This window comes from Paraburkholderia sejongensis (assembly GCF_020880815.1).
In the GTDB taxonomy this organism is placed as follows: domain Bacteria; phylum Pseudomonadota; class Gammaproteobacteria; order Burkholderiales; family Burkholderiaceae; genus Paraburkholderia; species Paraburkholderia sejongensis.
The window spans coordinates 24,637-47,567 of sequence record NZ_JAJITD010000007.1 but is presented as its reverse complement, the minus strand read 5'-3'; the positions used below and the strand labels follow the sequence as shown (position 1 = coordinate 47,567).

The 22,931-nt window shown below is 64.1% G+C and carries 23 protein-coding genes and 1 tRNA gene; 13 read left to right on the top strand and 11 right to left on the bottom strand.

Translation table 11 applies throughout. The features are described from left to right. The first annotated feature begins 91 nt into the window (after nt 1-91). Nucleotides 92-829 carry an RNA pyrophosphohydrolase gene (locus LJ656_RS15130; RefSeq protein ID WP_230510223.1) on the top strand — a complete coding sequence of 246 codons (738 nt, stop codon included), beginning with the start codon at nt 92-94 and terminating at the stop codon, nt 827-829. Between the two features lie 75 nt (nt 830-904). After that, nucleotides 905-1,462 carry a CNP1-like family protein gene (locus LJ656_RS15125; protein WP_230510222.1) on the top strand — a complete coding sequence of 186 codons (558 nt, stop codon included), beginning with the start codon at nt 905-907 and terminating at the stop codon, nt 1,460-1,462. Nucleotides 1,463-1,598: 136 nt separating this feature from the next. Here LJ656_RS15125 and proB read toward each other — a convergent pair whose 3' ends face one another. The 4 genes from proB to rplU form a co-directional block, all read right to left on the bottom strand. After that, complete coding sequence (gene proB, locus LJ656_RS15120) at nt 1,599-2,717, bottom strand: glutamate 5-kinase (RefSeq protein ID WP_230510221.1); 1,119 nt, start codon at nt 2,715-2,717, stop codon at nt 1,599-1,601. 69 nt (nt 2,718-2,786) lie between these two features. Then, the gene (gene cgtA / locus LJ656_RS15115; protein ID WP_230510220.1) at nt 2,787-3,908 is read right to left on the bottom strand and encodes an Obg family GTPase CgtA; all 1,122 of its coding nucleotides are present in this window, start codon (nt 3,906-3,908) and stop codon (nt 2,787-2,789) included. 266 nt (nt 3,909-4,174) lie between these two features. Continuing rightward, entirely contained in the window at nt 4,175-4,435 is a 261-nt protein-coding gene (gene rpmA / locus LJ656_RS15110) for a 50S ribosomal protein L27 (RefSeq protein ID WP_008923994.1), read from the bottom strand. A gap of 25 nt (nt 4,436-4,460) precedes the next feature. Continuing rightward, the gene (rplU, locus tag LJ656_RS15105) at nt 4,461-4,772 is read right to left on the bottom strand and encodes a 50S ribosomal protein L21 (protein ID WP_007180329.1); all 312 of its coding nucleotides are present in this window, start codon (nt 4,770-4,772) and stop codon (nt 4,461-4,463) included. A gap of 293 nt (nt 4,773-5,065) precedes the next feature. On the opposite strand from rplU, the gene LJ656_RS15100 reads away from it, so the two are divergent. From LJ656_RS15100 to LJ656_RS15055, 10 genes are all read left to right on the top strand, one after another. Next, nucleotides 5,066-6,058 (top strand): polyprenyl synthetase family protein, encoded by a 993-nt coding sequence (locus LJ656_RS15100; RefSeq protein ID WP_230510219.1) that lies wholly within the window; start codon nt 5,066-5,068, stop codon nt 6,056-6,058. 49 nt (nt 6,059-6,107) lie between these two features. Beyond that, nucleotides 6,108-6,184, top strand: a tRNA-Pro gene (locus LJ656_RS15095). Nucleotides 6,185-6,192: 8 nt separating this feature from the next. Beyond that, complete coding sequence (locus LJ656_RS15090; protein WP_230510218.1) at nt 6,193-6,339, top strand: hypothetical protein; 147 nt, start codon at nt 6,193-6,195, stop codon at nt 6,337-6,339. Between the two features lie 172 nt (nt 6,340-6,511). Beyond that, on the top strand, nt 6,512-7,723 hold the full coding sequence (locus tag LJ656_RS15085; protein ID WP_230510217.1) for an HlyC/CorC family transporter: 1,212 nt from the start codon (nt 6,512-6,514) through the stop codon (nt 7,721-7,723). Between the two features lie 155 nt (nt 7,724-7,878). Next, nucleotides 7,879-9,135, top strand: coding sequence for a GspE/PulE family protein (locus LJ656_RS15080; protein WP_230510216.1), 1,257 nt, complete (start codon nt 7,879-7,881; stop codon nt 9,133-9,135). Next, nucleotides 9,132-10,388 (top strand): type II secretion system F family protein, encoded by a 1,257-nt coding sequence (locus LJ656_RS15075; RefSeq protein WP_230510215.1) that lies wholly within the window; start codon nt 9,132-9,134, stop codon nt 10,386-10,388. Before LJ656_RS15080 ends, LJ656_RS15075 begins: the two co-directional genes overlap by 4 nt. A gap of 27 nt (nt 10,389-10,415) precedes the next feature. Then, a complete protein-coding gene (locus LJ656_RS15070) occupies nt 10,416-11,366 on the top strand; it encodes a prepilin peptidase (RefSeq protein WP_230510214.1) in 951 nt (316 codons plus the stop codon). 3 nt (nt 11,367-11,369) lie between these two features. Beyond that, on the top strand, nt 11,370-11,972 hold the full coding sequence (gene coaE, locus LJ656_RS15065) for a dephospho-CoA kinase (RefSeq protein WP_230510213.1): 603 nt from the start codon (nt 11,370-11,372) through the stop codon (nt 11,970-11,972). Nucleotides 11,973-12,152: 180 nt separating this feature from the next. Beyond that, the gene (gene zapD, locus LJ656_RS15060) at nt 12,153-12,908 is read left to right on the top strand and encodes a cell division protein ZapD (RefSeq protein WP_075302942.1); all 756 of its coding nucleotides are present in this window, start codon (nt 12,153-12,155) and stop codon (nt 12,906-12,908) included. Between the two features lie 113 nt (nt 12,909-13,021). After that, the gene (locus LJ656_RS15055) at nt 13,022-13,225 is read left to right on the top strand and encodes a DNA gyrase inhibitor YacG (protein ID WP_230510212.1); all 204 of its coding nucleotides are present in this window, start codon (nt 13,022-13,024) and stop codon (nt 13,223-13,225) included. 113 nt (nt 13,226-13,338) lie between these two features. Here LJ656_RS15055 and LJ656_RS15050 read toward each other — a convergent pair whose 3' ends face one another. The 4 genes from LJ656_RS15050 to secA form a co-directional block, all read right to left on the bottom strand. Further along, a complete protein-coding gene (locus LJ656_RS15050; RefSeq protein ID WP_230510211.1) occupies nt 13,339-13,761 on the bottom strand; it encodes an NUDIX domain-containing protein in 423 nt (140 codons plus the stop codon). Then, on the bottom strand, nt 13,758-14,627 hold the full coding sequence (locus LJ656_RS15045) for an ATP-binding protein (protein ID WP_230510210.1): 870 nt from the start codon (nt 14,625-14,627) through the stop codon (nt 13,758-13,760). The genes LJ656_RS15050 and LJ656_RS15045 overlap by 4 nt, the downstream gene beginning before the upstream one ends. A gap of 36 nt (nt 14,628-14,663) precedes the next feature. Continuing rightward, nucleotides 14,664-15,905: a bifunctional glutamate N-acetyltransferase/amino-acid acetyltransferase ArgJ gene (gene argJ / locus LJ656_RS15040; RefSeq protein ID WP_230510209.1), complete on the bottom strand. Its 1,242-nt coding sequence runs from the start codon at nt 15,903-15,905 to the stop codon at nt 14,664-14,666. A 150-nt stretch (nt 15,906-16,055) separates the two neighbouring features. Continuing rightward, entirely contained in the window at nt 16,056-18,866 is a 2,811-nt protein-coding gene (gene secA / locus LJ656_RS15035; RefSeq protein ID WP_230510208.1) for a preprotein translocase subunit SecA, read from the bottom strand. Nucleotides 18,867-19,153: 287 nt separating this feature from the next. Between secA and LJ656_RS15030 the strand changes: the two genes are divergently transcribed. Beyond that, complete coding sequence (locus LJ656_RS15030) at nt 19,154-19,636, top strand: DciA family protein (RefSeq protein WP_230510207.1); 483 nt, start codon at nt 19,154-19,156, stop codon at nt 19,634-19,636. Between the two features lie 72 nt (nt 19,637-19,708). Here LJ656_RS15030 and lpxC read toward each other — a convergent pair whose 3' ends face one another. From lpxC to ftsZ, 3 genes are all read right to left on the bottom strand, one after another. After that, nucleotides 19,709-20,626 carry a UDP-3-O-acyl-N-acetylglucosamine deacetylase gene (lpxC, locus tag LJ656_RS15025; RefSeq protein WP_230510206.1) on the bottom strand — a complete coding sequence of 306 codons (918 nt, stop codon included), beginning with the start codon at nt 20,624-20,626 and terminating at the stop codon, nt 19,709-19,711. Between the two features lie 286 nt (nt 20,627-20,912). Next, nucleotides 20,913-21,416, bottom strand: a complete 504-nt coding sequence (locus tag LJ656_RS15020) for a peroxiredoxin (RefSeq protein ID WP_230510205.1) — start codon at nt 21,414-21,416, stop codon at nt 20,913-20,915. A gap of 229 nt (nt 21,417-21,645) precedes the next feature. Then, nucleotides 21,646-22,848, bottom strand: coding sequence for a cell division protein FtsZ (ftsZ, locus tag LJ656_RS15015; protein ID WP_075302958.1), 1,203 nt, complete (start codon nt 22,846-22,848; stop codon nt 21,646-21,648). Between the last annotated feature and the right edge of the window lie 83 nt (nt 22,849-22,931).

Genomic DNA, 22,931 nt, shown 5'->3' with positions numbered 1-22,931 from the left:
GGCTAATCGCTCCATTCTTATGCGATTCGGTGCGTAGGGTCCGTTATCTGTTTATAATCAAAGCAATTTTAAAGGATTCGAAGGTGGTTGTATGCTGGATCGTGAAGGCTTTCGCCCGAACGTCGGCATCATCCTCTTGAACGCGCACAACGAGGTGTTTTGGGGCAAACGGCTCCGTGAACATTCCTGGCAGTTTCCGCAAGGGGGCATCAAATACGGTGAGACCCCCGTGCAAGCGATGTATCGGGAGTTACACGAAGAAACCGGACTGCTGCCTGAGCACGTCAAGGTGATCGGTCGCACGCGCGACTGGTTGCGTTACGAGGTGCCTGACAAGTTCATCAAGCGTGAAGTACGCGGTCATTACCGCGGCCAGAAGCAAATCTGGTTCTTGCTACGGATGGTAGGACGCGACTGCGACATCTGCTTGCGCGCCACCGACCACCCCGAGTTCGATGCGTGGCGCTGGAACGAGTACTGGGTGCCGCTCGACTGTGTGATCGAGTTCAAGCGGGATGTGTATCAGTTGGCGCTGACGGAGCTGTCCCGTTTCATGCGCCGGCCTGCGCCGCGTGCGGAAAAACCTGGCGGGCATCATGGATCGCGCTATCCCCGGGTAGCGTCGTCGATGCAAAGCCCGCCGGATTCCACGGTAAGCACGGTCACTACGGTCGTGTCCGTGAGTTCGGTCAGCGTCGAGACTTCGACGCGCGTGCTGATTCTGCCGGATTGCGGTGCCGGTGGTCAGGGTCAGCTAAGCCCCGAGCACGAGCACGAAACGGCCGACGAAACCGCCGACCCGCAAATCGGGCGGAGCGTGCGCGATTAACCATTCCGGGCGGCTGTCCAGCCGCCCCTCTCCGGCGCGGCTTTCGAGCCGCGCCCGTCTTTTGAGGGAATCAGATTGAAAGCATTTGCACTCGCCGCGGCGTGCGTCGCCACCGGCGCCTTGCTGGCAGGCTGTTCGAGCGCAGGCAAACCGAGCAATAACGACGACAGCGCGTTCGTGTATCTGCTGGACCGCAAGGGCACCTGGGTGGAAAACAAGGTGGACACATTGCCGACACTGCCGACGGACGCGAACCTGCTGCCGTTCGAAGTTTCCGGCAATACGCCGCTGCACTTTGCGATCGATCCGAAGTCGCTCAGCGTCGGCGACGACGGTGTCGTACGTTATACGGTGGTGGTCACGAGCCCGGGTGGCGCGCGCAACGTCAGCTATCAGGGCATTCGTTGCGACACTTACGAATGGCGTCAGTACGCGGCCCTTAACGCCGATCACGACGATTGGGACCGGACCGTCGCCAACGATTTTTCGCGGATCGAAAACGGCGCGTTGAATGCGTATCAGGCTGCGCTGTATCAGGACTACATGTGCGCGAACAAGATTCCGCTCGGCAGTGCGAAGCAGATCGTGCATAACATTCGCTACAAGCGCACGCAGACGTCGCTGATTCACTGACGCTGTTGTCGTGACGGCGCGCGACACTCGGTGCGCGCCGCCTGTGGACGAAAAAAAGCCGTTCCAGCCCGCGCTGGAACGGCTTTTTTACAGCCTTCTGCTTCTCATCGATGCTCTTCGCGGGTCCGAAGAATCGTTAAATCAGCACGAGATTGTCGCGATGAATCAGTTCCGGCTCAAGCATATAGCCGAGCACCGATTCGATCTCGCCGCTCGGGCGCCGCTGGATCAGCTTGGTTTCCGCGCTGCTGTAATTGGTCAAACCGCGCGCGACTTCCCGGCCCTGCGCGCTCACGCACGCAATCACCTCGCCGCGCGCAAACGCGCCCTGCACGCCGACGATGCCGATCGGCAGCAGGCTCTTGCCGCCCGCGGTCAGCTTTTCGACCGCGCCATCGTCGATCACGACGTGGCCGCGCACCTGCAGGTGATCGGCCATCCACTGCTTGCGCGCCGCCATCCGCGCGGTCCGCGCGATCAGCTGCGTGCCGATCGCCTCGCCCGCCGCGAGCCGCAGCAACACCTCTGCTTCGCGGCCGCTCGCGATCACCGTATTGGCACCGCTATGCGCCGCGCGTTTGGCGGCGAGGATCTTGGTCAGCATGCCGCCGCGGCCGAGGCTCGAACCCGCGCCGCCGGCCATCGCTTCGAGCTCCGGCGCGCCGGCATCGGCTTGCTGCACGAGCGTCGCGCTCGGGTCCTTGCGCGGATCGGCGGTGAACAGGCCTTGCTGGTCGGTGAGAATGATCAGCGCATCGCCTTCGATCAGGTTGGCAACCAGCGCGCCGAGTGTGTCGTTGTCGCCGAACTTGATTTCGTCGGTCACGACCGTGTCGTTCTCGTTGATGATCGGCACGACGCCGAGACGCAGCAGCGTCAGCAGCGTGGAGCGCGCGTTCAGATAGCGCTCGCGGTCGGCGAGGTCGGCGTGTGTCAGCAGGATCTGCGCGGTCTGGATCGAATGCTCGGCGAAGCGGCTCTCGTACACCTGCGCGAGCCCCATCTGGCCGACGGCGGCGGCCGCCTGCAATTCGTCGATCTCGCGCGGCCGCTTAGTCCAGCCGAGCCGCTGCATGCCTTCGGCAATCGCGCCCGAGCTGACCAGCACGACCTCCTTACCCTGCGCGCGCAGCGCGGCAATCTGCGCGGCCCAACGGCCGATCGCCGCATGATCGAGGCCTCGCCCGTCGTTGGTGACGAGGCTCGAGCCGACTTTGACTACCAATCGCCGTGAATCTGCGATGACGGAACGCATTGTGCGCTGTCTCCCAAGATGACCCCTGATGCATACCGGCAGCTGCCGCTGGCCGCCGGCGCTCGAGTTTTATTCCTGCGGTTCGGTGCTGGAGTCGCCGGCCGGGCGCGCCGCGTCCGCCCCTTCACGGAAGCGCACGTCGGACGCGAGATCTTCGGCTTCGGCCGCGCGCTGCGCGTCGGAGTGCTCTGCGAGATAGTCGAACACCGCGTAGCAAAGGTTCTCACAGCCCTGACCGGTCAGCGCCGAGATTTCGAACACTGGGCCGTCCCAGCCGAAGCCTTCGAGGAAGCTCGCGACGCGTGCTTCGCGCTGGTCCTCAGGCACCATGTCGAGCTTGTTCAGCACGAGCCAGCGCGGCTTCTGGTACAGCAGTTCGTCGTATTTGCGCAGTTCGTTGACGATCGCCTTCGCTTCCGCGACCGGGTCGACCGATTCGTCGAACGGCGCGATGTCGACGATGTGCAGCAGCAGGCCCGTGCGCTGCAGGTGACGCAGAAACTGATGGCCGAGGCCCGCGCCTTCCGCCGCGCCTTCGATCAAACCCGGAATGTCGGCGATCACGAAACTGCGGCTCGGCCCGACGCGCACCACGCCGAGATTCGGCGCGAGCGTCGTGAACGGGTAATCGGCGATTTTCGGCTTCGCGTTCGACACCGACGAGATAAACGTCGACTTGCCGGCATTGGGCATGCCGAGCAGACCGACGTCGGCCAGCACCTTCAGTTCGAGGCGCACCATGCGGCGCTCGCCCGGCTTGCCGTCGGTCTTCTGACGCGGCGCGCGGTTGGTACTGGACTTGAAATGCAGGTTGCCAAGACCGCCGGCGCCGCCCTGCGCGATCTGCACGCTCTGGTTGTGCTCGGTCAGATCGGCGATCAGCTCGCCGGTTTCCATATCGGTGATCGTCGTGCCGACCGGCATGCGCAACGTGATGTCGTCGCCGCCTTTGCCATAGCAGTCGGAGCCGCGGCCGTTTTCGCCGTTGCGCGCCAGGTGCTTTTTCGCGTAGCGGTAGTCGATCAGCGTATTGATATTGCGATCGGCGAGTGCGATCACGCTGCCGCCGCGGCCGCCGTCGCCGCCGTCGGGGCCGCCGAACGGAACGAATTTCTCGCGGCGCATCGACGCGCTGCCATCCCCTCCGTCGCCGGCGATGACTTCAATCCTCGCTTCGTCAATGAACTTCATGCGTAACTCCGTCCCGTAGTACTGCCTGATTTGTACTGCCTGATCTGTACTGCCTGATTGTGCTGCAGAGGTGACGCTGGAATGCTGCCAACCTGATTCCGCTATTTTGCCGCGCGCGCCGCGCGTTGATCAATCGACCGAGCGGCATATGGCGGTCGCCGATATGCGCTGCGCGGCCACTGCGCGCTACAGCGCGCCGCAATAAAAAAGGCCCCGCGAACTTCGCGGGGCCTTTTTCCGGTCCTGAAGCCCGTGCCTGATTAAACTCAGGCTGCCGGGACGACGGAAACGGTGTGCTTCTTCGCCGCGCCCTTGGTCGAGAACTGGACGTGGCCGTCCTTCAGCGCGAACAGGGTGTGATCCTTGCCCATGCCGACGTTCTCACCAGCGTGCATACGCGTACCGCGCTGACGCACGATGATGCCACCAGCGTTGATAGCCTGGCCGCCGTAAACCTTCACGCCGAGGCGTTTCGATTCGGAGTCGCGGCCGTTCCGGGACGATCCGCCTGCCTTTTTGTGTGCCATTTGATGTGCTCCTTAACCGGTGCGCTTACGCGTTGATCGCGTCGATGCGCAGTTCGGTGTAGTTCTGGCGGTGGCCGCCATGCTTCTGGTAGTGCTTCCGGCGACGCATCTTGAAGATGGTCACTTTTGCGTGACGACCTTGCGACACGACGGTAGCCTTGACGGAAGCCCCACTGACCAGCGGCGTACCGAACTTAATCGATTCGCCTTCGCCCACTGCGAGAACCTGGTCGAGCGTGATTTCAGCGTCAATGTCTGCCGGTATCTGTTCTACTTTAAGTTTTTCGCCGACGGCAACTTTATACTGCTTGCCACCGGTTTTTATGACCGCGTACATTGAGAACCTCACTCTGTGTTCATTTTTTCCACGCACCGCGCGCGGAAACCCTCGATTATACATAGAGTTAGCTTCACGGTCAAAGACCACTTAGCAAGCGGCCGGGGCCGCCGCGCCCCCTTTCCCGCCGCCGTGGCGAGCCGCCACCGGACGCCACGAGCGGCTTCTGACACCCCGCGCGCAACCCCGACGTCCGTCGCAACCGCCGCCCGGAAAGCAGCCGCGCCACAGTCAAACGACCCGGAAATGGCCCGCTCGCCTTATAATTCGCGGCACTACCCAATTCAGCCATCATGTCGTCGACCGCCACCTCCTCTCCCAACGTCGCCAACCTGCTTGCTCCGATCGCCGAAGACATGCAGCAGGTCAATCGCGTCATCCGGCAACGTCTTGCGTCGGACGTGATGCTGATCAATCAGATCTCCGAGTACATCATCAGTGCCGGCGGCAAGCGGCTGCGTCCCGCGCTGCTCCTGCTGGTGGCGGGCGCGCTGGGCGACAAGACGGGACACCGGCACGAACTGGCGGCGGTCGTCGAGTTCATCCATACGGCGACGCTTTTGCATGACGACGTGGTCGACGAATCCGATCTGCGGCGCGGCCGCCAGACCGCCAACGCGCTATTCGGCAACGCCGCCAGCGTGCTGGTCGGCGACTTCCTCTACTCGCGCTCGTTCCAGATGATGGTCGGGGTGGGCAAGATGCGCGTGATGGAGATTCTGTCGGAAGCGACCAACATCATCTCCGAAGGCGAAGTGCTGCAGTTGCTGAACATGCACGACGCGGACGTCGATGAAGCCCGCTACATGCAGGTGATCCGCTATAAGACAGCGAAGCTGTTCGAAGCAGCGGCCCAGCTCGGCGCGGTGCTCGCCGGTGCGGACGCGAAGACCGAAGCGGCCGCCGCTGAATACGGCCGTCGCATCGGCACCGCGTTCCAGATCATGGACGACTGGCTCGACTACACCGGCACCGCCGAATCGATGGGCAAGAACGCCGGCGACGACCTGCGCGAAGGCAAACCAACGCTTCCGCTGATCTATCTGATCGAACGCGGCACGCCCGAACAGTCGGCGCTTGCGCGCGAAGCGATCGAGCAAGGCGGCACCGACCGTTTCGACACGATTTTCGATGCGATCACGCAATCGGGCGCGCTCGACCACACGCTGGAATGTGCGAAACAGGAAGCTCAAGCAGCAGCCGTAGCAATTTCTTCATTTCCCCATTCCATTTTCAAAGAGAGCCTGCTAGAATTATGTTCTTACTCGACGGCAAGACAGTCTTGAACAAGACTGAAACGCCGGATTAGTCTGAATCGAGTCAGCAGTACCAAATCGGGGTGTAGCTTAGCCTGGTAGAGCGCTACGTTCGGGACGTAGAGGCCGGAGGTTCGAATCCTCTCACCCCGACCAGATTCTCCTTGTTAGATCAGGGTTCAAAAACCGCCGCAGCGATGCTCGGCGGTTTTTTGTTTTTGCGCGGCAATTTTTCCGTGCGCTTCTCCCGGCGCCGCAATGCAATCTCCTTCGTGACGGTCGACCGCAAGGCTGCTGCCGGCCCAAGCTAGCCGGGCCGCCAGTCCGCCGCCACGGCGGTACGCGCAAGTCCCTCTGCTATATTCTCTCCATCCTTTCCCTCATTTTTCACGACGCGTGGAACAACTTCCCTTATGGGCGCAGATCGGCGCCGTCTTTCTGCTGCTCATCTGCTCCGCCTTCTTTTCCATTTCCGAGACAGCGATGATGGCGCTCAACCGCCATCGACTGAAACATCTCGCCAGTAAAAACGCGCTTGGCGCGAAAACCACTCAAGGGCTGCTCGCGCGCACCGATCAACTGCTGAGCGTCATCCTGATCGGCAACAACCTCTTCAACACGATCATCCCGGTACTCACCACGTCGATTGCGCTGCATACGTTCGGCCGCAATAACCTCGTGCTGTCGATCGCGACCGGCATCGTCGCGTTCCTGATCATCGTGTTCGCGGAAATCACGCCGAAGATCGTCGGCGCGACGTTCCCGGAAAAAATCGCGCTGCCCGCGAGCCTGTTGATCGGACCGATGATGCGCGTCGGCAGGCCGCTGATCTGGTTCGTCAATCTATTCGCCACCGGCATCCTGCGTGTGCTGCACATCAATACGAAGGGCGCGCGCGAACAGCGGCTCTCCACCGAAGAACTGCGCACCATCGTGCTCGAATCCGGCAGCTTCATGCCGACCAAACACCGCAGCATCCTGCTGAACCTGTTCGACCTCGAAAACATCACCGTCGACGACGTGATGATCCCGCGCCGCCGCATCGAGGCGCTGGACTTCGACGCGCCGTTCGAACAGATCCTGCATCAACTCGAAACCTGCTATCACAACAAACTGATCGTCTATCAGGGCGACATCGACCGCGTGCTCGGCGTGCTCCATGTGCGCAAGACGCTCGCCGGGCTGCACAACCAGGAGCTCGAGCGCGATACGCTACGCGAGCTGCTCGCGGAGCCGTACTTCGTGCCGAGCGGCACGCCGGTGTTCCAGCAACTGCAGTACTTCCAGGAGAGCCGCCACCGCATCGCGCTCGTCGTCGACGAATACGGCGAACTGCAAGGCCTCGTCACGCCGGAGGACATCATCGAGGAGCTGATCGGCGAATTCACCACGTCGATTCCGCGCAGCGCGAGTTCGCGCGGCGGCTGGAACGAAGCGGGCGAATGCATCGTCGCGGGCAGCATGCCGCTGCGCGAGTTGAACCGTTGGCTGCAACTGGCGCTGCCGACCGACGGCCCGAAAACGCTCAACGGCCTGATTCTCGAAATCCTCGAAGACATCCCCGACGGCGACGTCTGCGTGCAAATCGGCGACGTCAAACTCGAAGTGATGCGCAGCGACGATCAGGCGATCCGCACCGTCAAGCTGTTCCGACCGGCGTCGCGCGGCAAGGGTAATAAAGTCCGCGCGGGCTGAACCGCGTGGCTGCGGGCGCTGCCGCTTGGCCCAGTACCCAGCTTCACACAAGCCGGCCCTGTGCGCCATTAGCCGAACGGCCGAATGGCGCTCAGCCGCCGATCGCCGGAAGATGAAGCCGTCCCGATTCACAGGCGGCTCATCACCGGTCTCTCATGCAAACGTCTTTTCCTTCCACCACGGCGTCACCGCGTCCCGTCGCGTTCAGCGGCGAGCACAATGCGGCCAATCCGAGCGAAGTCGATACGGCACCCGCGGTACGTCTGCTAACCGACACGCTGCAGGAAGCAACGCGGCGTAACGCGTCGGACCTCCACATCGAACCGGCGGAGCACGGTTGGCGGATGCGTCTGCGTATCGACGGCGTGCTGCACGAACTCCCGCGGCCGCCCGCACATCTTCGCGACGCGTTCGTCACCCGGGTAAAGGTGCTCGCCCGGCTGGACATCGCCGAGCGGCGCGTGCCGCAGGATGGGCGGCTGCGGATCGCGACGTCGCCGGGGCGGCTCGAAGACTACCGCGTCAATTCGCTGCCGACGCTGTTCGGCGAGAAGCTCGTACTGCGGCGGCTCGACGCGTTGCCCAGCGATCTTTCACTGGACTCGCTCGGACTCGACCCGCAACAGCGCGACGCCGTCGATGCCGCGATCCGCGCGCCGCACGGACTGATGCTGGTCACCGGACCGACCGGCAGCGGCAAGACGCTGTCGCTGTACTGCTTTCTGAATCTGCTGAACGACGAAGCGCGCAATCTGTGCTCGGTCGAGGATCCGGCGGAGATTCAGCTGGCCGGCATCAATCAGGTCGGCGTGCGCGAGAAGGCGGGACTCACGTTCGCGGTCGCGTTGCGTGCTTTTCTGCGCCAGGACCCGGACGTAATCATGGTCGGCGAAATCCGCGACAGCGAAACCGCCGACGTCGCGGTGAAAGCCGCGCAAACCGGCCACCTCGTGCTGTCCACGCTGCATACCAACGACGCCCCGGCGGCGATCGCGCGGCTGATCGACATCGGCGTCGAGCCGTACAACCTCGCGGCCGCGCTGCGCATGGTGACCGCGCAACGGCTGGTGCGGCGGCTGTGCGTCGCGTGCCGCGCGCCCGCGCCGCATTCGGCGGCGGCGCTGCGGGCCGCGGGCTTTGCCGAAGCGCAGCTCGACGGCTGGCAGCCGTATGCGGCGACCGGCTGCGCCGCGTGTCACGGCATCGGCTATCGCGGGCGCGTCGGTATCCATCAGGTAATGCCAGTGTCGGAGGCGATGCGCGAGTTGATCGTCGCCGGCGCGGGCGTGCACGAGTTGGCTCGCCTCGCTCAGTCAGAACAGGTCGCGACGTTGCGCGACGCCGCGCTGGCGCGCGTGCGCGACGGCACCACCAGTCTCGCCGAGGCGCTCGCCGCCACGGAGGTCGCATGAGCACCGCCTCCCTCGCGCCGCCCGTCATGCCGCCCGTTGCGACCGAGTTGCGCTTTCGCTGGCGCGGCGTCAGCGCCGACGGCACGCGTCAACGCGGCACGCTGATCGCGCCGGACGCGAGCGTCGCCCGCGACATGCTCAAACGTGACGACCTCTTCATCGTCGATCTTTCGACGCAAGGTCCGGCCCCGCGCCCGCAAGCGCGCGCGGCCGAGGTCACGCGCTTCACGCGACAACTCGCGAGTCTGCTGCGCGCGGGTCTGCCGCTCGCGCCCTCGCTCGAACTGCTCGCCCAAGCGCCAGCGTCGACCTCGTCAGCGGGCCGGCGGCAAGGAATGCCGCGCATCGTCGGCGCCCTCGCCCGCGACATCACCGCCGGCCTGCGATTTTCCGCGGCCCTGCAACGGCATCCGGCGCAATTCAACACGCTGTACTGCCAGCTGGTCGAGGTCGGCGAAGCGGCGGGCGCGCTGGCCACCGTGCTCGCCCGTCTGGCCGACGACCGCGAACGCGCGGCCGCCCAGCGCGCGAAAGTGCGCGCCGCGCTGACCTATCCGGTCGCAATCCTGCTGCTCGCCGTCGCGATTACAGCGGCGTTGCTGGTGTGGGTCGTGCCCACCTTCAAACAGATCTTCGACAGCTTCGGCGCGACGTTACCCGCGCCGACGCAGTTCGTGCTCGCGTTATCGGCCGGCGCGGCGCGCTGGAGCGTGCCCTTGCTCGTGCTGATGGGCGCGGCGGGCTCCCTGCTCGCATGCATCCTGCGGCGCTCGACCAACGCGCGCATCCGTTTCGCGCGCGCGTCTCTGAGCCTGCCGGTGGCCGGTCCGCTTCTGCGCACGCTCTGCGCGGCGCGCTGGAGCCGCGCGCTCGGCACGCTGCTCGCGGCCGGCACTCCGCTCGCCGACGCGTTCGACTCGCTCACTCACGCAACCGGCAACGCGTCGTTCGATAGCGCGACAGCCGGCATTGCCGCCCGGCTACGGCACGGCGAACGGCTCGCCGCGGCGATGCGGGCCGCGCAGTGCTTTCCCGCCGAGGTCGTGCAGCCGGTCGCGGTCGCCGAGGAATCGGGCGCGCTCGACAGCATGTTGCTCGACGTCGCGTCGCTCGCCGATCGTCAGGTGGACGAAAAGATCGGCACGCTGTCGAGCTTGTGCGAACCGCTGGTGATCAGCGTGCTCGGTACGTTGGTCGGCGGCCTCGTGATCGCGATGTATCTGCCCATTATTCAACTCGGCAACGTGGTGTAGCATCCAGCCGAACCCAATCCCCTTACCATGCAAGCTCCTGTTCCGCTCGTGTCAGAAACCTCTTCCAGCCTGTTCTCGGGCTTATTGCCGGCACGCTTCACAAGCGAGATCGGCCTCGCGTTCGCCAGCCTGCCCGCCGGTGTGCAGATCGCGTTCGCGATCGTGTTCGGCCTCGTGATAGGCAGCTTCCTGAACGTGGTGGTGCATCGGCTGCCGATCATGCTGGAACGTGCGTGGCGCGCGGAAATCAGCGAAGCCACCGATGCCGCCGACGCGGCACCTTCCGCCGACGGACTGCCCGCGCGCTACAACTTGTGGGTGCCGCGCAGCGCCTGCCCGCATTGCGGCCACGTGCTGCGCCCGTGGGAAAACCTGCCGATACTGAGCTACCTGCTGTTGCGCGGCCGCTGCTCCGCGTGCGGAACCCACGTGAGCCTGCGCTATCCGCTGCTCGAACTCGCCAGCGCCGCCTTCGCGACCGCCGCGCTCGTCGTGTTCGGCCCCACTTCGATGGCGCTCGCCGCATTCGGTCTCGGCGCAATGCTGCTGACCATGAGCGCAATCGATATCGACACGCACCTGCTGCCCGATTCGCTGACGCTGCCGCTGCTGTGGGCCGGCCTGATCGTCAATTTCAACGGCATGTTCACGAATCTGCACGATGCGGTGCTCGGCGCGATCGTCGGCTATCTCGCGCTGTGGGCCGTGCACTGGCTGTTCCTGCTGGTGCGCGGCGTCGAAGGGATGGGCTACGGCGACTTCAAGCTGCTGGCCGCGCTCGGTGCATGGCTCGGCTGGGCCGCGCTGCCGCAAATCGTGCTGATCGCCGCGGTAGCCGGCGCCGTGGTCGGGCTCGCGGCCACGTGGCGCGGCCGCATGCGCTTCGAGGAGCCGCTGCCCTTCGGGCCGTTTCTCGCGGCCGGCGGTGCGCTGACGCTGTTCGTGGGCACCCCGCTCTACCTTGCCTTGGGAGGCTGAAACATGTTCGTGGTGGGACTAACCGGAGGTATCGGCAGCGGCAAATCGACCGTTGCCAATCTGTTCGCGATCCGCGGCGTGACGCTCGTCGATACCGACGTGATCGCGCATCGGATTACCGCGCCGCAGGGAATCGCGATGCCGCATATCGCCGCCGAGTTCGGCGAGGAGTTCGTCGCCGCCGACGGCTCGCTCGATCGCGCACGGATGCGCTCGCTGGTATTTAGCGACGAGACCGCGCTCAAGCGTCTCGAAGCGATCACCCACCCGCTGATTCGCGCGGAAACCGAACGCGAGCAGCGCGAAGCGCAAGGGCCTTACGTGATCGTCGTGGTGCCGTTGCTGGTCGAGTCGGGTACGTGGAAGGACCGTGTGAATCGCGTGCTGATCGTCGATTGCACGGTCGAGACGCAGATCGCACGCGTGATAAACCGCAACGGTTTCAGCCGCGACGAGGTGCTCGCGATCATCGCGCGTCAGGCCACGCGCGAAGCGCGCCTCGCCGCGGCCACCGAAGTGATCTTCAACGAAAACATGCCGTTCGAAGAACTCGAGGCGCAGGTGGCCGCGATGCACGAGCTCTATCTGTCGCTCGCGCAGGGATAAAGCGCAGCCGGCGCGCGCATTGAACTTTGCGCCCCAAGCCGAGCCGAACCGCGCAGAACACCGTGAACTGACGAAAAAAGTTGCGAAAGCGCGCCGAAAAAGTGCGTGATTGCTTGGGTAGTCCCACGGCATTAGAATGTTTTGCATTCCTGTCACCGACCACGCCCGAGGCGACCCCGCTTGATCCTTTACGAGTATCCCTTCAATGAGCGAATCCGGACGCTGTTGCGCCTCGAAGATCTGTTCGAGCGCTTCACGTTCTTTCTGACTCAGGAAGACGCCAGGGAACATCACGTCGCGCTGACCACGTTGTTCGAAATCTCCGAAGTTGCGGGCCGTGCGGATCTGAAATCCGATCTGATGAAAGAACTCGAGCGCCAGCGGCAAACGCTCGCGCCGTTTCGCGGCAATCCCGGCATCGAGCAGAACGCGCTCGAAGCGGTGCTCGGCGAAATCGAACAGACGCTCGCCGGGCTCACACAAATGCAGGGCAAAACCGGCCAGCATCTTGCAGACAACGAGTGGCTCGCGAGCATTCGCAGCCGCGCGATCATTCCCGGCGGGACCTGTAAATTCGATCTGCCGTCGTACTACGCGTGGCAACAGTTGCATCCCGATCAACGCCGTCAGGACATCGCCAAATGGGTGACGCCGCTGCTGCCGTTGCGCGACGCGGCCACCATCGTGCTGCGCCTCGCGCGCGAATCGGGTCAGGCATCGAAGGTGATGGCGATGCAAGGCAGCTATCAGCAGATGCTATCCGGCCGCTCGTATCAATTGATGCAGGTTCGCGTGGCGCCGGAACTGCGCGTGATCCCCGAAGCGAGCGCCAACAAATACATGCTGTGGGTACGCTTCACCGTGCAGGAAAGCGATCTGCGCCCGCGCGCGGTCGATATCGACGTGCCGTTCCAGCTCACGCTCTGCAGTCTGTAGAGCGCCGCCGGCTTCGCAAGCCCGCCGCGGCTTGCGGGCAACGCGCCTTTGAAGCCGCGCGAAATAGCCCTATATTCGTTACTTGTTCCGTTTGCGATTGACCGTCCGACCGTATGCCTACCGTCGTCAAATGTCCTACCTGCGGTAAAGATGTCCGCTGGACTCCCGAAAGCCGCTTCCGTCCGTTTTGCTCCGAGCGCTGCAAGCAGATCGATCTCGGCGCATGGGCCGCCGCGAAATACAAGATCGGCGGCAATGAGCAGGAAGGGGCTTCCTCGGATGAGGAGCCGCCGCGCAGCGATTTCAACCCGCATTGAGCGGGTTGCACTGACGCCCACTTTCCGCGAAACCAGCGTCCCAAAAAGATCACGCGGTAGCGTACGTTGCCCGAGCAATGCACACTACCGCGTGTTCTGTCTGAGCCTGCGGATTACTTCTTCTCGGCCGCGAGCCACTCCAGCACCGGAATTGTCGCCGGCAGCAACGGCGCCACGTCAGCGGGCAGGCTCTGCCATACGAACGCCTGACCTTCCCTGCCATGCGGCTCGCCCGACCACTGCGTCACCTTGCAGAAAAAGAGCCGCACATAGGCGTGCGGATAATCGTGTTCGAGCGTATGCCACAGATGACAAGCCTCGACCTCGATCCCCAACTCTTCGTGCAACTCGCGCGCGAGCGCGGCCTCGACCGATTCGCCCGCTTCCAGCTTTCCGCCCGGAAACTCCCAGTAGCCCTCGTACGGCTTGCCGGCCGGACGCTGCGCGAGTAGATAGCGCCCATCCGGCTGCACCAGCACGCCGACCGCGACTTCCGTGACCGGACGGCCCGCGCCGTTTTTACCCGCGTCGCTCATGCCGAGGTCTTGCGGCCGGACCAGTCGCGCGCGAACTGCCACGCGACCCGCCCCGAGCGCGATCCGCGTTCGAGCGCCCACACCAGCGCGTCGCCGCGCGCCGCCTCGATTTCGGCGTCGTCGCAGCCGAAATGGCGCAGCCAGTGCGCGATGATGGTCAGATAGTCGTCCTGCTTGAACGGGTAGAAGCTGACCCACAGCCCGAAACGCTCAGAAAGCGAGATCTTTTCCTCGACCAGTTCGCCCGGGTGAATCTCACCGTCCGACGTGTGCTTGTACGTCTCGTTGTCGCTCATGTACTCCGGCAGCAGATGGCGGCGATTCGACGTGGCGTAGATCAGCACATTGTCAGACTGCGCGGCGACCGAGCCGTCGAGCGCGACCTTCAGCGCCTTGTAGCCCGACTCGCCGTCTTCGAACGACAGGTCGTCGCAGAACACGATGAAGCGCTCCGGCCGCTGCGCGATCAGGTCGACGATGTCGCCGAGATCGTGCAGATCGTCCTTGTCCACTTCGATCAGACGCAGCCCGTCCCGCGCGAACGCGTTCAGGCACGCCTTGATCAACGACGACTTGCCGGTACCGCGCGCGCCCGTCAGCAGCACGTTGTTGGCCGGCTGCTCGCGCACGAACTGGCGGGTGTTCTGTTCGATCAGCCCTTTCTGGCGATCGATATTCTGCAGGTCGTCGAGCGTGATCGACGAAATCGCCGGCACCGGTTGCAGATAGCCGCGCCCCTGGCGCTTGCGCCAGCGGAACGCAATCGCGGCAGACCAGTCGATCTCCGGCGCGGCGGGCGGAAGCATCGCTTCCAGGCGGCCGAGCACGGCTTCGGCCCGGGTCAGAAACTGTTCGAGTTTGTCCATGTTGAGTAGGCGGCCCGTAGCCGCGCATTGAACCTGTTACGAGCGATAGTCGGCGTTGATGCTGACGTAGTCGTGCGACAGATCGCAGGTCCAGATCGTGGCTTGCGCATCGCCGCGGCCGAGTACCACGCGAATGCCGATCTCGCTCTTTTTCATCACGCGCTGGCCGTCCTCCTCGCGGTAGGCCGGATTGCGGCCGCCGGCGGTGGCGACCAGCACGTCGTCCAGATACAGATCGATCTTGCCGACGTCGAGATCATCGATGCCCGCATAGCCGATCGCCGCCAGAATGCGGCCGAGGTTCGGATCCGATGCATAGAAGGCGGTCTTGACGAGCGGCGAGTGGCCGATCGCATACGCGATCTGGCGGCATTCGCCGGCGCTCGAACCGCCCTCGACCTGCACGGTCATGAATTTGGTCGCGCCTTCGCCGTCGCGCACGATCAGTTGCGCGAGGGTCTGGGCGACTTCGGTCACCGCGTCGCGCAGCGCTGCATAAGCGGGCGAAGCGGTGGACGTGATCGCCGGCAGGCTCGATTTGCCCGATGCGATCAGGATGAACGAATCGTTGGTCGACGTATCGCCGTCGATCGTGATGCAGTTGAACGAGCGGTCCGCGACGTGCTTGACCAGTTCGTCGAGCACCGGCTGGGCGACGTTCGCGTCGAACGCGAGGAAGCCGAGCATGGTCGCCATGTTCGGCTTGATCATGCCCGCGCCCTTGCTGATGCCGGTCAGCGTGACCGTATGACCGTCGATCGTGACCTGGCGGGAAGCGGCCTTCGGCAGCGTATCCGTGGTCATGATCGCCTGCGCGGCGTCGAACCAGTTCGCTTCCTTGCGGTTCGCGAGCGCAGCCGGCAGGCCGGCCTTCAGACGATCGACCGGCAGCGGTTCGAGGATCACGCCGGTCGAGAACGGCAACACCTGCTCGGGCGCGAGGTCCGTCAGACGCGCGAGTTCCGCGCAGGTCTCGCGGGTCGCCGCGAGGCCCGGCTCGCCGGTGCCCGCGTTCGCGTTGCCGGTGTTCACCACTAGCGCGCGAATCGGCTTGCCGCCCGCGCGCACGCGCTGCAGGTTTTCGCGGCAAACGGTCACGGGCGCCGCGCAGAAGCGGTTCTGCGTGAACACGCCGCCGACCGTCGCGCCTTCGTCGACGGAAATGATCAGCACGTCCTTGCGGTTCGGCTTGCGGATGTTCGCTTCCGCCCAGCCGAGCTTGACGCCGGCGACGGGGTGCAGTTGAGCGGGATCGATCGAGGGAAAGTTGACAGCCATGGTCGCGACCTGTCGAAGAAAATGCCGGCGGGAGCCGGCATTGAGGAAACAGAACGGATGAGCCGGGCGGGTTGCCGGCTCACCTGCGAAATCAACGGCCAAGCGGCGCGCAAAACAACGCGGCGCGCCCGGGAGCGCGCCGTGTCGGCTTTACGCGATCTTGCCGTGGCACTGCTTGTACTTCTTGCCGCTGCCGCACGGGCAGGGGTCGTTACGGCCGACCTTCGGCACGTTGTCGGTATTCACGTGCACCGCGGCCTGCGGCGTCGCGCTGTGACCGTGGCTCATCGCGTCGCCGATCATCGCGGCAGCGGCTTCGGCCGCGACCGGCGCGGCGGCTTCCGCGAACTCGGCATGGCGGAACTCGACGTTGTCGACGAGATGACCGCCCTGCTCTTCGATCTGCTCGGCGGCCGCTTCGAGCTGCTCCGGCGACTGGATCTGCACGTTCATCACGATGCGCGTGACTTCGAGCTTCACCGCGTCGAGCATTGCGGCGAACAGTTCGAACGCCTCGCGCTTGTATTCCTGCTTCGGATTCTTCTGCGCATAGCCGCGCAGATGGATGCCCTGGCGCAGATGATCCAGCGCGGCGAGATGTTCACGCCATGCGCGGTCGAGCGTCTGCAGCATGATCGAGCGCTCGAAGCCGCTAAACGATTCGCGACCGACCAGTTCGACCTTCGCTTCGTACGCTTCGTCCGCGGCCGCTTCGACCGCTTCGAGAATCTCGTCGGCGTTGATCGAGTTCGACTCGTTGATCATTTCCTGGATCGCGAGATCGAGCTGCCAGTCGTTGCGTAGCAGTTCTTCGAGCTCGGGCACGTCCCACTGCTCTTCGATGCTGCCCGCCGGCACGAACTGATGCACGAGGTCGGCGACCACGCCGTGACGCATCGCGGTGATCGTCTCGGTGATGTCGTTCGCTTCGAGCAGTTCGTTGCGCTGCTGGTAGATCACCTTGCGCTGGTCGTTCGATACGTCGTCGTATTCGAGCAGCTGCTTACGAATATCGAAGTTGCGCGCCTCGACCTTGCGCTGCGCCGATTCGATCGAACGCGACACGATGCCCGCTTCGATCGCCTCGCCTTCCGGCATCTTCAGGCGATCCATGATCGCGCGCACGCGGTCGCCCGCGAAAATGCGCAGCAGCGGATCTTCCAGCGACAGATAGAAGCGCGACGAACCCGGGTCGCCCTGACGGCCGGCACGGCCGCGCAGCTGATTGTCGATCCGGCGCGACTCGTGACGCTCGGTGCCGATGATGTGCAGACCGCCGGCGGCCTTCACCTGATCGTGCAGCGTCTGCCATTCGTCGTGCAGCTTCTGGATGCGGCTCTGCTTTTCCGCGTCGGACAGCGTTTCGTCCTGCTCGATGAACAGCGCCTGCTTTTCCGCGTTGCCGCCGAGCACGATGTCGGTACCGCGGCCGGCCATGTTGGTGGCGATCGTGATGCGCTGCGGACGGCCCGCTTCGGCGACGATCGCCGCTTCGCGCGCGTGCTGCTTCGCGTTCAGCACTTCGTGCGGCAAGCCGGCCTGCTTCAGCAGATGCGACAGCAACTCCGAGTTCTCGATCGACGTGGTGCCGACCAGCACCGGCTGACCGCGCTCGTAGCACTCGCGAATGTCGCGGATCACCGCGTCATAACGCTCCTTCGCGGTCTTGTAGATCTGATCCTGCTTGTCGATCCGCTTCGGCGGACGGTTGGTCGGGATCACAACCGTTTCAAGGCCGTAGATCTCGTTGAATTCGTACGCTTCAGTGTCGGCCGTACCGGTCATGCCGGCGAGCTTCGCGTACATGCGGAAGTAGTTCTGGAACGTGATCGAGGCGAGCGTCTGGTTCTCGCTCTGAATCTTCACGTGCTCCTTCGCCTCGACCGCCTGGTGCAGACCGTCCGACCAGCGGCGACCCGCCATCAGACGCCCGGTGAATTCGTCGACGATGATCACTTCGCCGTTCTGCACCACGTAGTGCTGGTCCTTGAAGAACAGCGTGTGCGCGCGCAGCGCCGCATACACGTGGTGCATCAGCGTGATGTTCTGCGGCGCGTACAGGCTTTCGCCCTCGCCGATCAGGCCCCACTCGGCGAGCAGACGCTCGGCCTTTTCGTGGCCCGACTCGGTCAGGAACACCTGACGGCCCTTTTCGTCCAGCGTGTAGTCGCCCGGCTTCTCGACGCCGGTGCCGTCCGCCTTCTCTTCGCCGATCTGGCGCTCGAGCAGCGGCGGCAGCGCGTTCATGCGCACGTAGAGTTCGGTGTGATCTTCGGCCTGGCCGGAGATGATCAGCGGGGTACGCGCTTCGTCGATCAGAATCGAGTCGACCTCGTCGACGACCGCGAAGTTCAGGCTACGCTGCACGCGCGCGTCGGTCTCGTAGACCATGTTGTCGCGCAGGTAGTCGAAGCCGAATTCGTTGTTGGTGCCGTACGTGATGTCCGCGGCGTAAGCCTGCTGCTTCGCCGTGTGCTCCATCTGCGACAGGTTGATGCCGACCGACATACCGAGGAAGTTGTACAGACGCGCCATCCATTCGGCGTCGCGCTGCGCGAGGTAGTCGTTGACCGTGACCACGTGGACGCCGCGGCCCGACAGCGCATTCAGATACACGGGCAGCGTCGCGACGAGCGTCTTGCCTTCGCCGGTGCGCATTTCGCCGATCTTGCCGTAGTGCAGAGCCATGCCGCCGATCAGCTGCACGTCGAAGTGGCGCATTTTCAGCACCCGCTTGCTGGCCTCGCGGCAGACGGCAAAAGCTTCGGGCAGGAGCTTGTCGAGCGACTCACCGCTCGCGACGCGTTGGCGGAATTCACCCGTTTTGGCGCGCAGCTGTTCGTCCGTCAATTGCTCGATCTGCGGTTCGAGCGCATTGATCGCCGCGACGGTCTTTTGATATTGCTTGACTAGCCGTTGATTACGGCTGCCAAAAATCTTCTGTAGAAAACCGGTGGTCATCGGATCGGTGTCTGCGTCGCGGCTTCGGCTGGCTCGCGGCATGCGATGGCGCACACCTGCGTCTGGGTCGGAAAGTCCTCGGCCGCTTAGTCCAAGAGTGAATTCGAATCGGGCATTTTAGCACGCGCCTTCGGCCGCGCTCGTGTCGACGGCGTGACGGCTGCAGGCCGTTTCCGGCCCGTCTGCCGCCCTCCGCGGCAGCTCGCCGGACGGTTTCGCGCAGTGCCCGCGCGGTACAATCGCGACGTTGGCGCACATCGGGTGCGCTCACGTCGTCACTTCCAAACATGAGCCGTTTTCCGTCCTTTTCAAGGCAGCCCAAGCAGTTCGACCTGCGCCGGCCGCAGCCCGTCGCCGAAGTACTCGGCCGCACGGACGCGTTCGCGGCGCTGCGCGCGGGCGTCGAGCAGATCGCCGCGCTCGAGAAGGATTTACGCGAACTGCTGCCCGACTATCTCGCAACCAGCGTCGAGCCGGGCTTCGTCAAGGAAGGTGTATTGGCGCTGTTCGCCGCGCACAATGCGCTCGCCGCGCGCTTGCGCCATCTCGAACCGCGGCTGTTGTCGGACCTGCAGCAACGCGGCTGGCAGGTTCACGCGCTGAGAATTCGCGTGCGGCCGCAGCCCATCAAGGAGCCGCCGCCGATCAAACAGGCGCGTATGACGCCTGTTGGCGCGGCCGCGCTGCAGGCGTTGAGCGAATCGCTCGAACCGTCGCCGTTGCAAGAAGCGCTAGCGCGCATGGCGGCCCGACATCGGCGCACGCGCTGAGCGAAATTCACTGAACGAAAAAAACGGCCCGAAAGGGCCGTTTCTCTTGTCGACGCCGCGTTGCCGCAAGCGTTATGCGAATGCCGTCTGCGTTTCGTACGCGAAGCCGCGCGGCGCCTTCTGCGTGTCGTCGAAGGTGACGATTTCGTACGAGTCCTCGTGTGCGAGCAATTCGCGCAGCAGCGCGTTGTTCAGCCCATGACCCGACTTGTACGCAGTGTACGAAGCCAGCAGCGGATGGCCGACCACATACAGGTCGCCGATCGCGTCGAGCATCTTGTGCTTGACGAACTCGTCGTCGTAACGCAAGCCGTCGTTGTTCAGGATGCGGTACTCGTCGAGCACGATCGCGTTGTCCATGCTGCCGCCGCGCGCCAGACCCAGCTCGCGCATCATTTCAACTTCATGCGCGAAGCCGAACGTACGCGCGCGCGCGATTTCACGCACATACGACGTGTTGGCGAAATCCACTTCGAGCGCCTGGCCGGTTTTGTCGACGGCCGGATGACGGAAGTCGATCGTGAACTTGAGCCTGAAGCCGAAGTACGGATCGAGACGCGCGAACTTGTCGCCGTCGCGGATTTCCACCGGCTTCGTGACCTTGATGAATTTCTTCGGCGCGTTCTGCTCTTCGATGCCGGCCGACTGGATCAGAAACACGAACGAACCCGCGCTGCCGTCCATGATCGGAATTTCCTCGGCGGTCACGTCGACATACAGATTGTCGATGCCAAGACCCGCGCAGGCGGACATCAGGTGCTCGATGGTCGACACCCGCGCGCCGTCTTTTTGCAACACCGAAGCGAGCCGCGTATCGCCGATTGCCATCGCCGACGCGGGAATGTCCACCGGAGTGGCCAGGTCCACGCGCGAAAATACGATGCCGGTATCCGGCGCCGCCGGACGGAGCGTCAGATTGACTTTACGGCCCGAGTGCAGGCCGATGCCGACAGTCTTGACGATCGATTTGATAGTGCGCTGCTTCAACATGGTGATCTTCTGTTCGATTGAAAATCCCAATCGGGACTTTTTATTCCATAGCCCGAATTATACTCCATTCCCCAGACGAGCGTCCTTCCAGGGAACGTATCAATCTGTTTCGCTGAATTACCCCTGGGCACCGCGAAGGAAAGCGTGACGGGCCGATGCGCCGGAACGGAGGCGTTTCCGGTCATCGGCCCGCGTAACGGCCTGTCACAAAAGCGTCTTATGCGCCGTTGCCGCAGCGCCACGCGACAGATGCGCGCAGCGAGAGGCGAAGGCGTAACGCCCGCAACTAGCGCAACGTCGCGAGAATACTCGCTGCATCGCTGACTTCGAATTTGCCGGCGGCTTCGACGTTCAGCGTCTTGACCACGCCGTCGTCGACCACCATCGCATAGCGCTGGGAACGGATTCCCATCCCACGCGCCGACAGATCCTGCTCCAGACCGAGCGCCCGTGTGAAAGCCGCACTGCCGTCCGCCATCATGCGCACCTTGCCCGCGGTGTGCTGATCGCGTCCCCACGCGCCCATCACGAACGCGTCGTTGACGGACACGCACCAGATTTCGTCGACGCCGGCAGCGCGCAACTGCTCGGCATGCTCGACATAGCCCGGTACATGTTTGGCCGAACAGGTCGGCGTGAACGCGCCCGGCAATCCGAAGATCACCACGCGTTTGTTCGCCGTCTGCCCGCGCACGTCGAAATTGTTCGGTCCGATCGTGCAGCCCGCCCGGCCGTCTTCGACATATTCGAAGAGCGTCGCGTCGGGCAGCTTGTCACCTGCGTTGATCATGCTCAGTCCTTTGCATCGATGCGAAGCACGCTCGCACGTTCTCGTGTCGCAGTGAAATCCGGCGGCAGCCGTGCCGTCCGCTTCGCGTTTTTTGCAGAGGGCAGTTGCCCCTGCCGCGAATCTGACGATACGCGACCTTCTCGCCGTTCACCCGCCACGCTCGTGCATTCGTCCGCCAGCGCTGCCCTGCGTCCTACCGCAGCGCGGCAACGAAAGCCTGCTCGCGCGCTCAGTCCGCCTGCTTGCGCAGGAACGCCGGGATGTCGTACGTATCGACGCCCTTTTCCTGCAGCGCCTGCACGTGCGATGCCGCGGTGTCGCGCGAGGTGCGCCACACTGCCGGCGTATCCAGCGCGCCGTAGTCGGCCGTGCTCGCCTGCGCCGCCGCCGGCGCGTACGCCGCATGCTGCATCGCGGCGATCGGCTGGTTGTCGGTGCCAGTGCGCAGCAGCGTCATCGGTGCGGACTGCTGCTTCTTCGCCGCGCGGCCCAGACCCGTTGCAACGACCGTCACGCGCAGTGCGTCGCCCATCGCATCGTCGTACACCGCGCCGAAGATCACCGTGGCGTCTTCCGCCGCGTAGCTCTTGATCGTGTTCATCACTTCGCGGGTTTCCGACAGACGCAGCGAACGGCTCGACGTGATGTTGACCAGCACGCCGCGCGCACCCGACAGATCGACGCCTTCCAGCAGCGGGCTCGCCACGGCCTGCTCGGCCGCGAGGCGCGCGCGATCGACGCCGGCGACCGTCGCCGTGCCCATCATCGCCTTGCCCTGCTCGCCCATCACGGTCTTCACGTCTTCGAAGTCGACGTTCACCAGACCGTCGACGTTGATGATTTCAGCGATACCCGCAACCGCGTTGTTCAGAACGTCGTCAGCGCACTGGAAGCACTTGTCCATCTCGGCGTCGTCGCCCATCACCTCGAACAGCTTGTCGTTCAGCACGACGATCAGCGAGTCGACGTGATCCTCCAGTTGCTGCGAACCGGCTTCCGCGACGCGCATGCGCTTGCCGCCTTCGAATTCGAACGGCTTGCTGACCACGCCGACGGTCAGGATGCCCATTTCCTTGGCGATCTGCGCGACCACCGGTGCGGCGCCCGTGCCGGTGCCGCCACCCATGCCCGCGGTGATGAACACCATGTGCGCGCCGCGCAGTGCGTCGGCGATGCGCTCGCGTGCTTCTTCAGCAGCGGCGCGGCCCATTTCCGGCTTCGCGCCGGCGCCCAGACCCGTGTTGCCGAGCTGGATCACCGCGGTCGCGCGCGAACGCGACAGTGCCTGCGCGTCCGTGTTCATCACGATGAAGTCGACGCCTTGCACGCCTTTGTTGATCATGTGCTGAACGGCATTGCCGCCAGCGCCACCTACTCCGACCACCTTGATGATGGTGCCGTTCGTTTCGGTTTCCAGCATCTGGAATTCCATGTTGCCTCCGTCAAGATAAAAAAGTACCGCCACTCGGCGTTATCCGGCAGGGGATCGGGCAACCCCCTGTCGCGCACCAGCCG

Bases quoted from the DNA above. Each gene is read 5' to 3' on its own strand.
- LJ656_RS15130 (WP_230510223.1), top strand. From the start codon at position 92: ATGCTGGATCGTGAAGGCTTTCGCCCGAACGTCGGCATCATCCTCTTG.
- proB (WP_230510221.1), bottom strand. From the start codon at position 2,717: ATGCGTTCCGTCATCGCAGATTCACGGCGATTGGTAGTCAAAGTCGGC.
- cgtA (WP_230510220.1), bottom strand. From the start codon at position 3,908: ATGAAGTTCATTGACGAAGCGAGGATTGAAGTCATCGCCGGCGACGGA.
- rpmA (WP_008923994.1), bottom strand. From the start codon at position 4,435: ATGGCACACAAAAAGGCAGGCGGATCGTCCCGGAACGGCCGCGACTCC.
- rplU (WP_007180329.1), bottom strand. From the start codon at position 4,772: ATGTACGCGGTCATAAAAACCGGTGGCAAGCAGTATAAAGTTGCCGTC.
- LJ656_RS15100 (WP_230510219.1), top strand. From the start codon at position 5,066: ATGTCGTCGACCGCCACCTCCTCTCCCAACGTCGCCAACCTGCTTGCT.
- LJ656_RS15085 (WP_230510217.1), top strand. From the start codon at position 6,512: ATGATGGCGCTCAACCGCCATCGACTGAAACATCTCGCCAGTAAAAAC.
- LJ656_RS15080 (WP_230510216.1), top strand. From the start codon at position 7,879: ATGCAAACGTCTTTTCCTTCCACCACGGCGTCACCGCGTCCCGTCGCG.
- LJ656_RS15075 (WP_230510215.1), top strand. From the start codon at position 9,132: ATGAGCACCGCCTCCCTCGCGCCGCCCGTCATGCCGCCCGTTGCGACC.
- LJ656_RS15070 (WP_230510214.1), top strand. From the start codon at position 10,416: ATGCAAGCTCCTGTTCCGCTCGTGTCAGAAACCTCTTCCAGCCTGTTC.
- coaE (WP_230510213.1), top strand. From the start codon at position 11,370: ATGTTCGTGGTGGGACTAACCGGAGGTATCGGCAGCGGCAAATCGACC.
- LJ656_RS15055 (WP_230510212.1), top strand. From the start codon at position 13,022: ATGCCTACCGTCGTCAAATGTCCTACCTGCGGTAAAGATGTCCGCTGG.
- LJ656_RS15050 (WP_230510211.1), bottom strand. From the start codon at position 13,761: ATGAGCGACGCGGGTAAAAACGGCGCGGGCCGTCCGGTCACGGAAGTC.
- LJ656_RS15045 (WP_230510210.1), bottom strand. From the start codon at position 14,627: ATGGACAAACTCGAACAGTTTCTGACCCGGGCCGAAGCCGTGCTCGGC.
- argJ (WP_230510209.1), bottom strand. From the start codon at position 15,905: ATGGCTGTCAACTTTCCCTCGATCGATCCCGCTCAACTGCACCCCGTC.
- secA (WP_230510208.1), bottom strand. From the start codon at position 18,866: ATGACCACCGGTTTTCTACAGAAGATTTTTGGCAGCCGTAATCAACGG.
- LJ656_RS15030 (WP_230510207.1), top strand. From the start codon at position 19,154: ATGAGCCGTTTTCCGTCCTTTTCAAGGCAGCCCAAGCAGTTCGACCTG.
- lpxC (WP_230510206.1), bottom strand. From the start codon at position 20,626: ATGTTGAAGCAGCGCACTATCAAATCGATCGTCAAGACTGTCGGCATC.
- LJ656_RS15020 (WP_230510205.1), bottom strand. From the start codon at position 21,416: ATGATCAACGCAGGTGACAAGCTGCCCGACGCGACGCTCTTCGAATAT.
- ftsZ (WP_075302958.1), bottom strand. From the start codon at position 22,848: ATGGAATTCCAGATGCTGGAAACCGAAACGAACGGCACCATCATCAAG.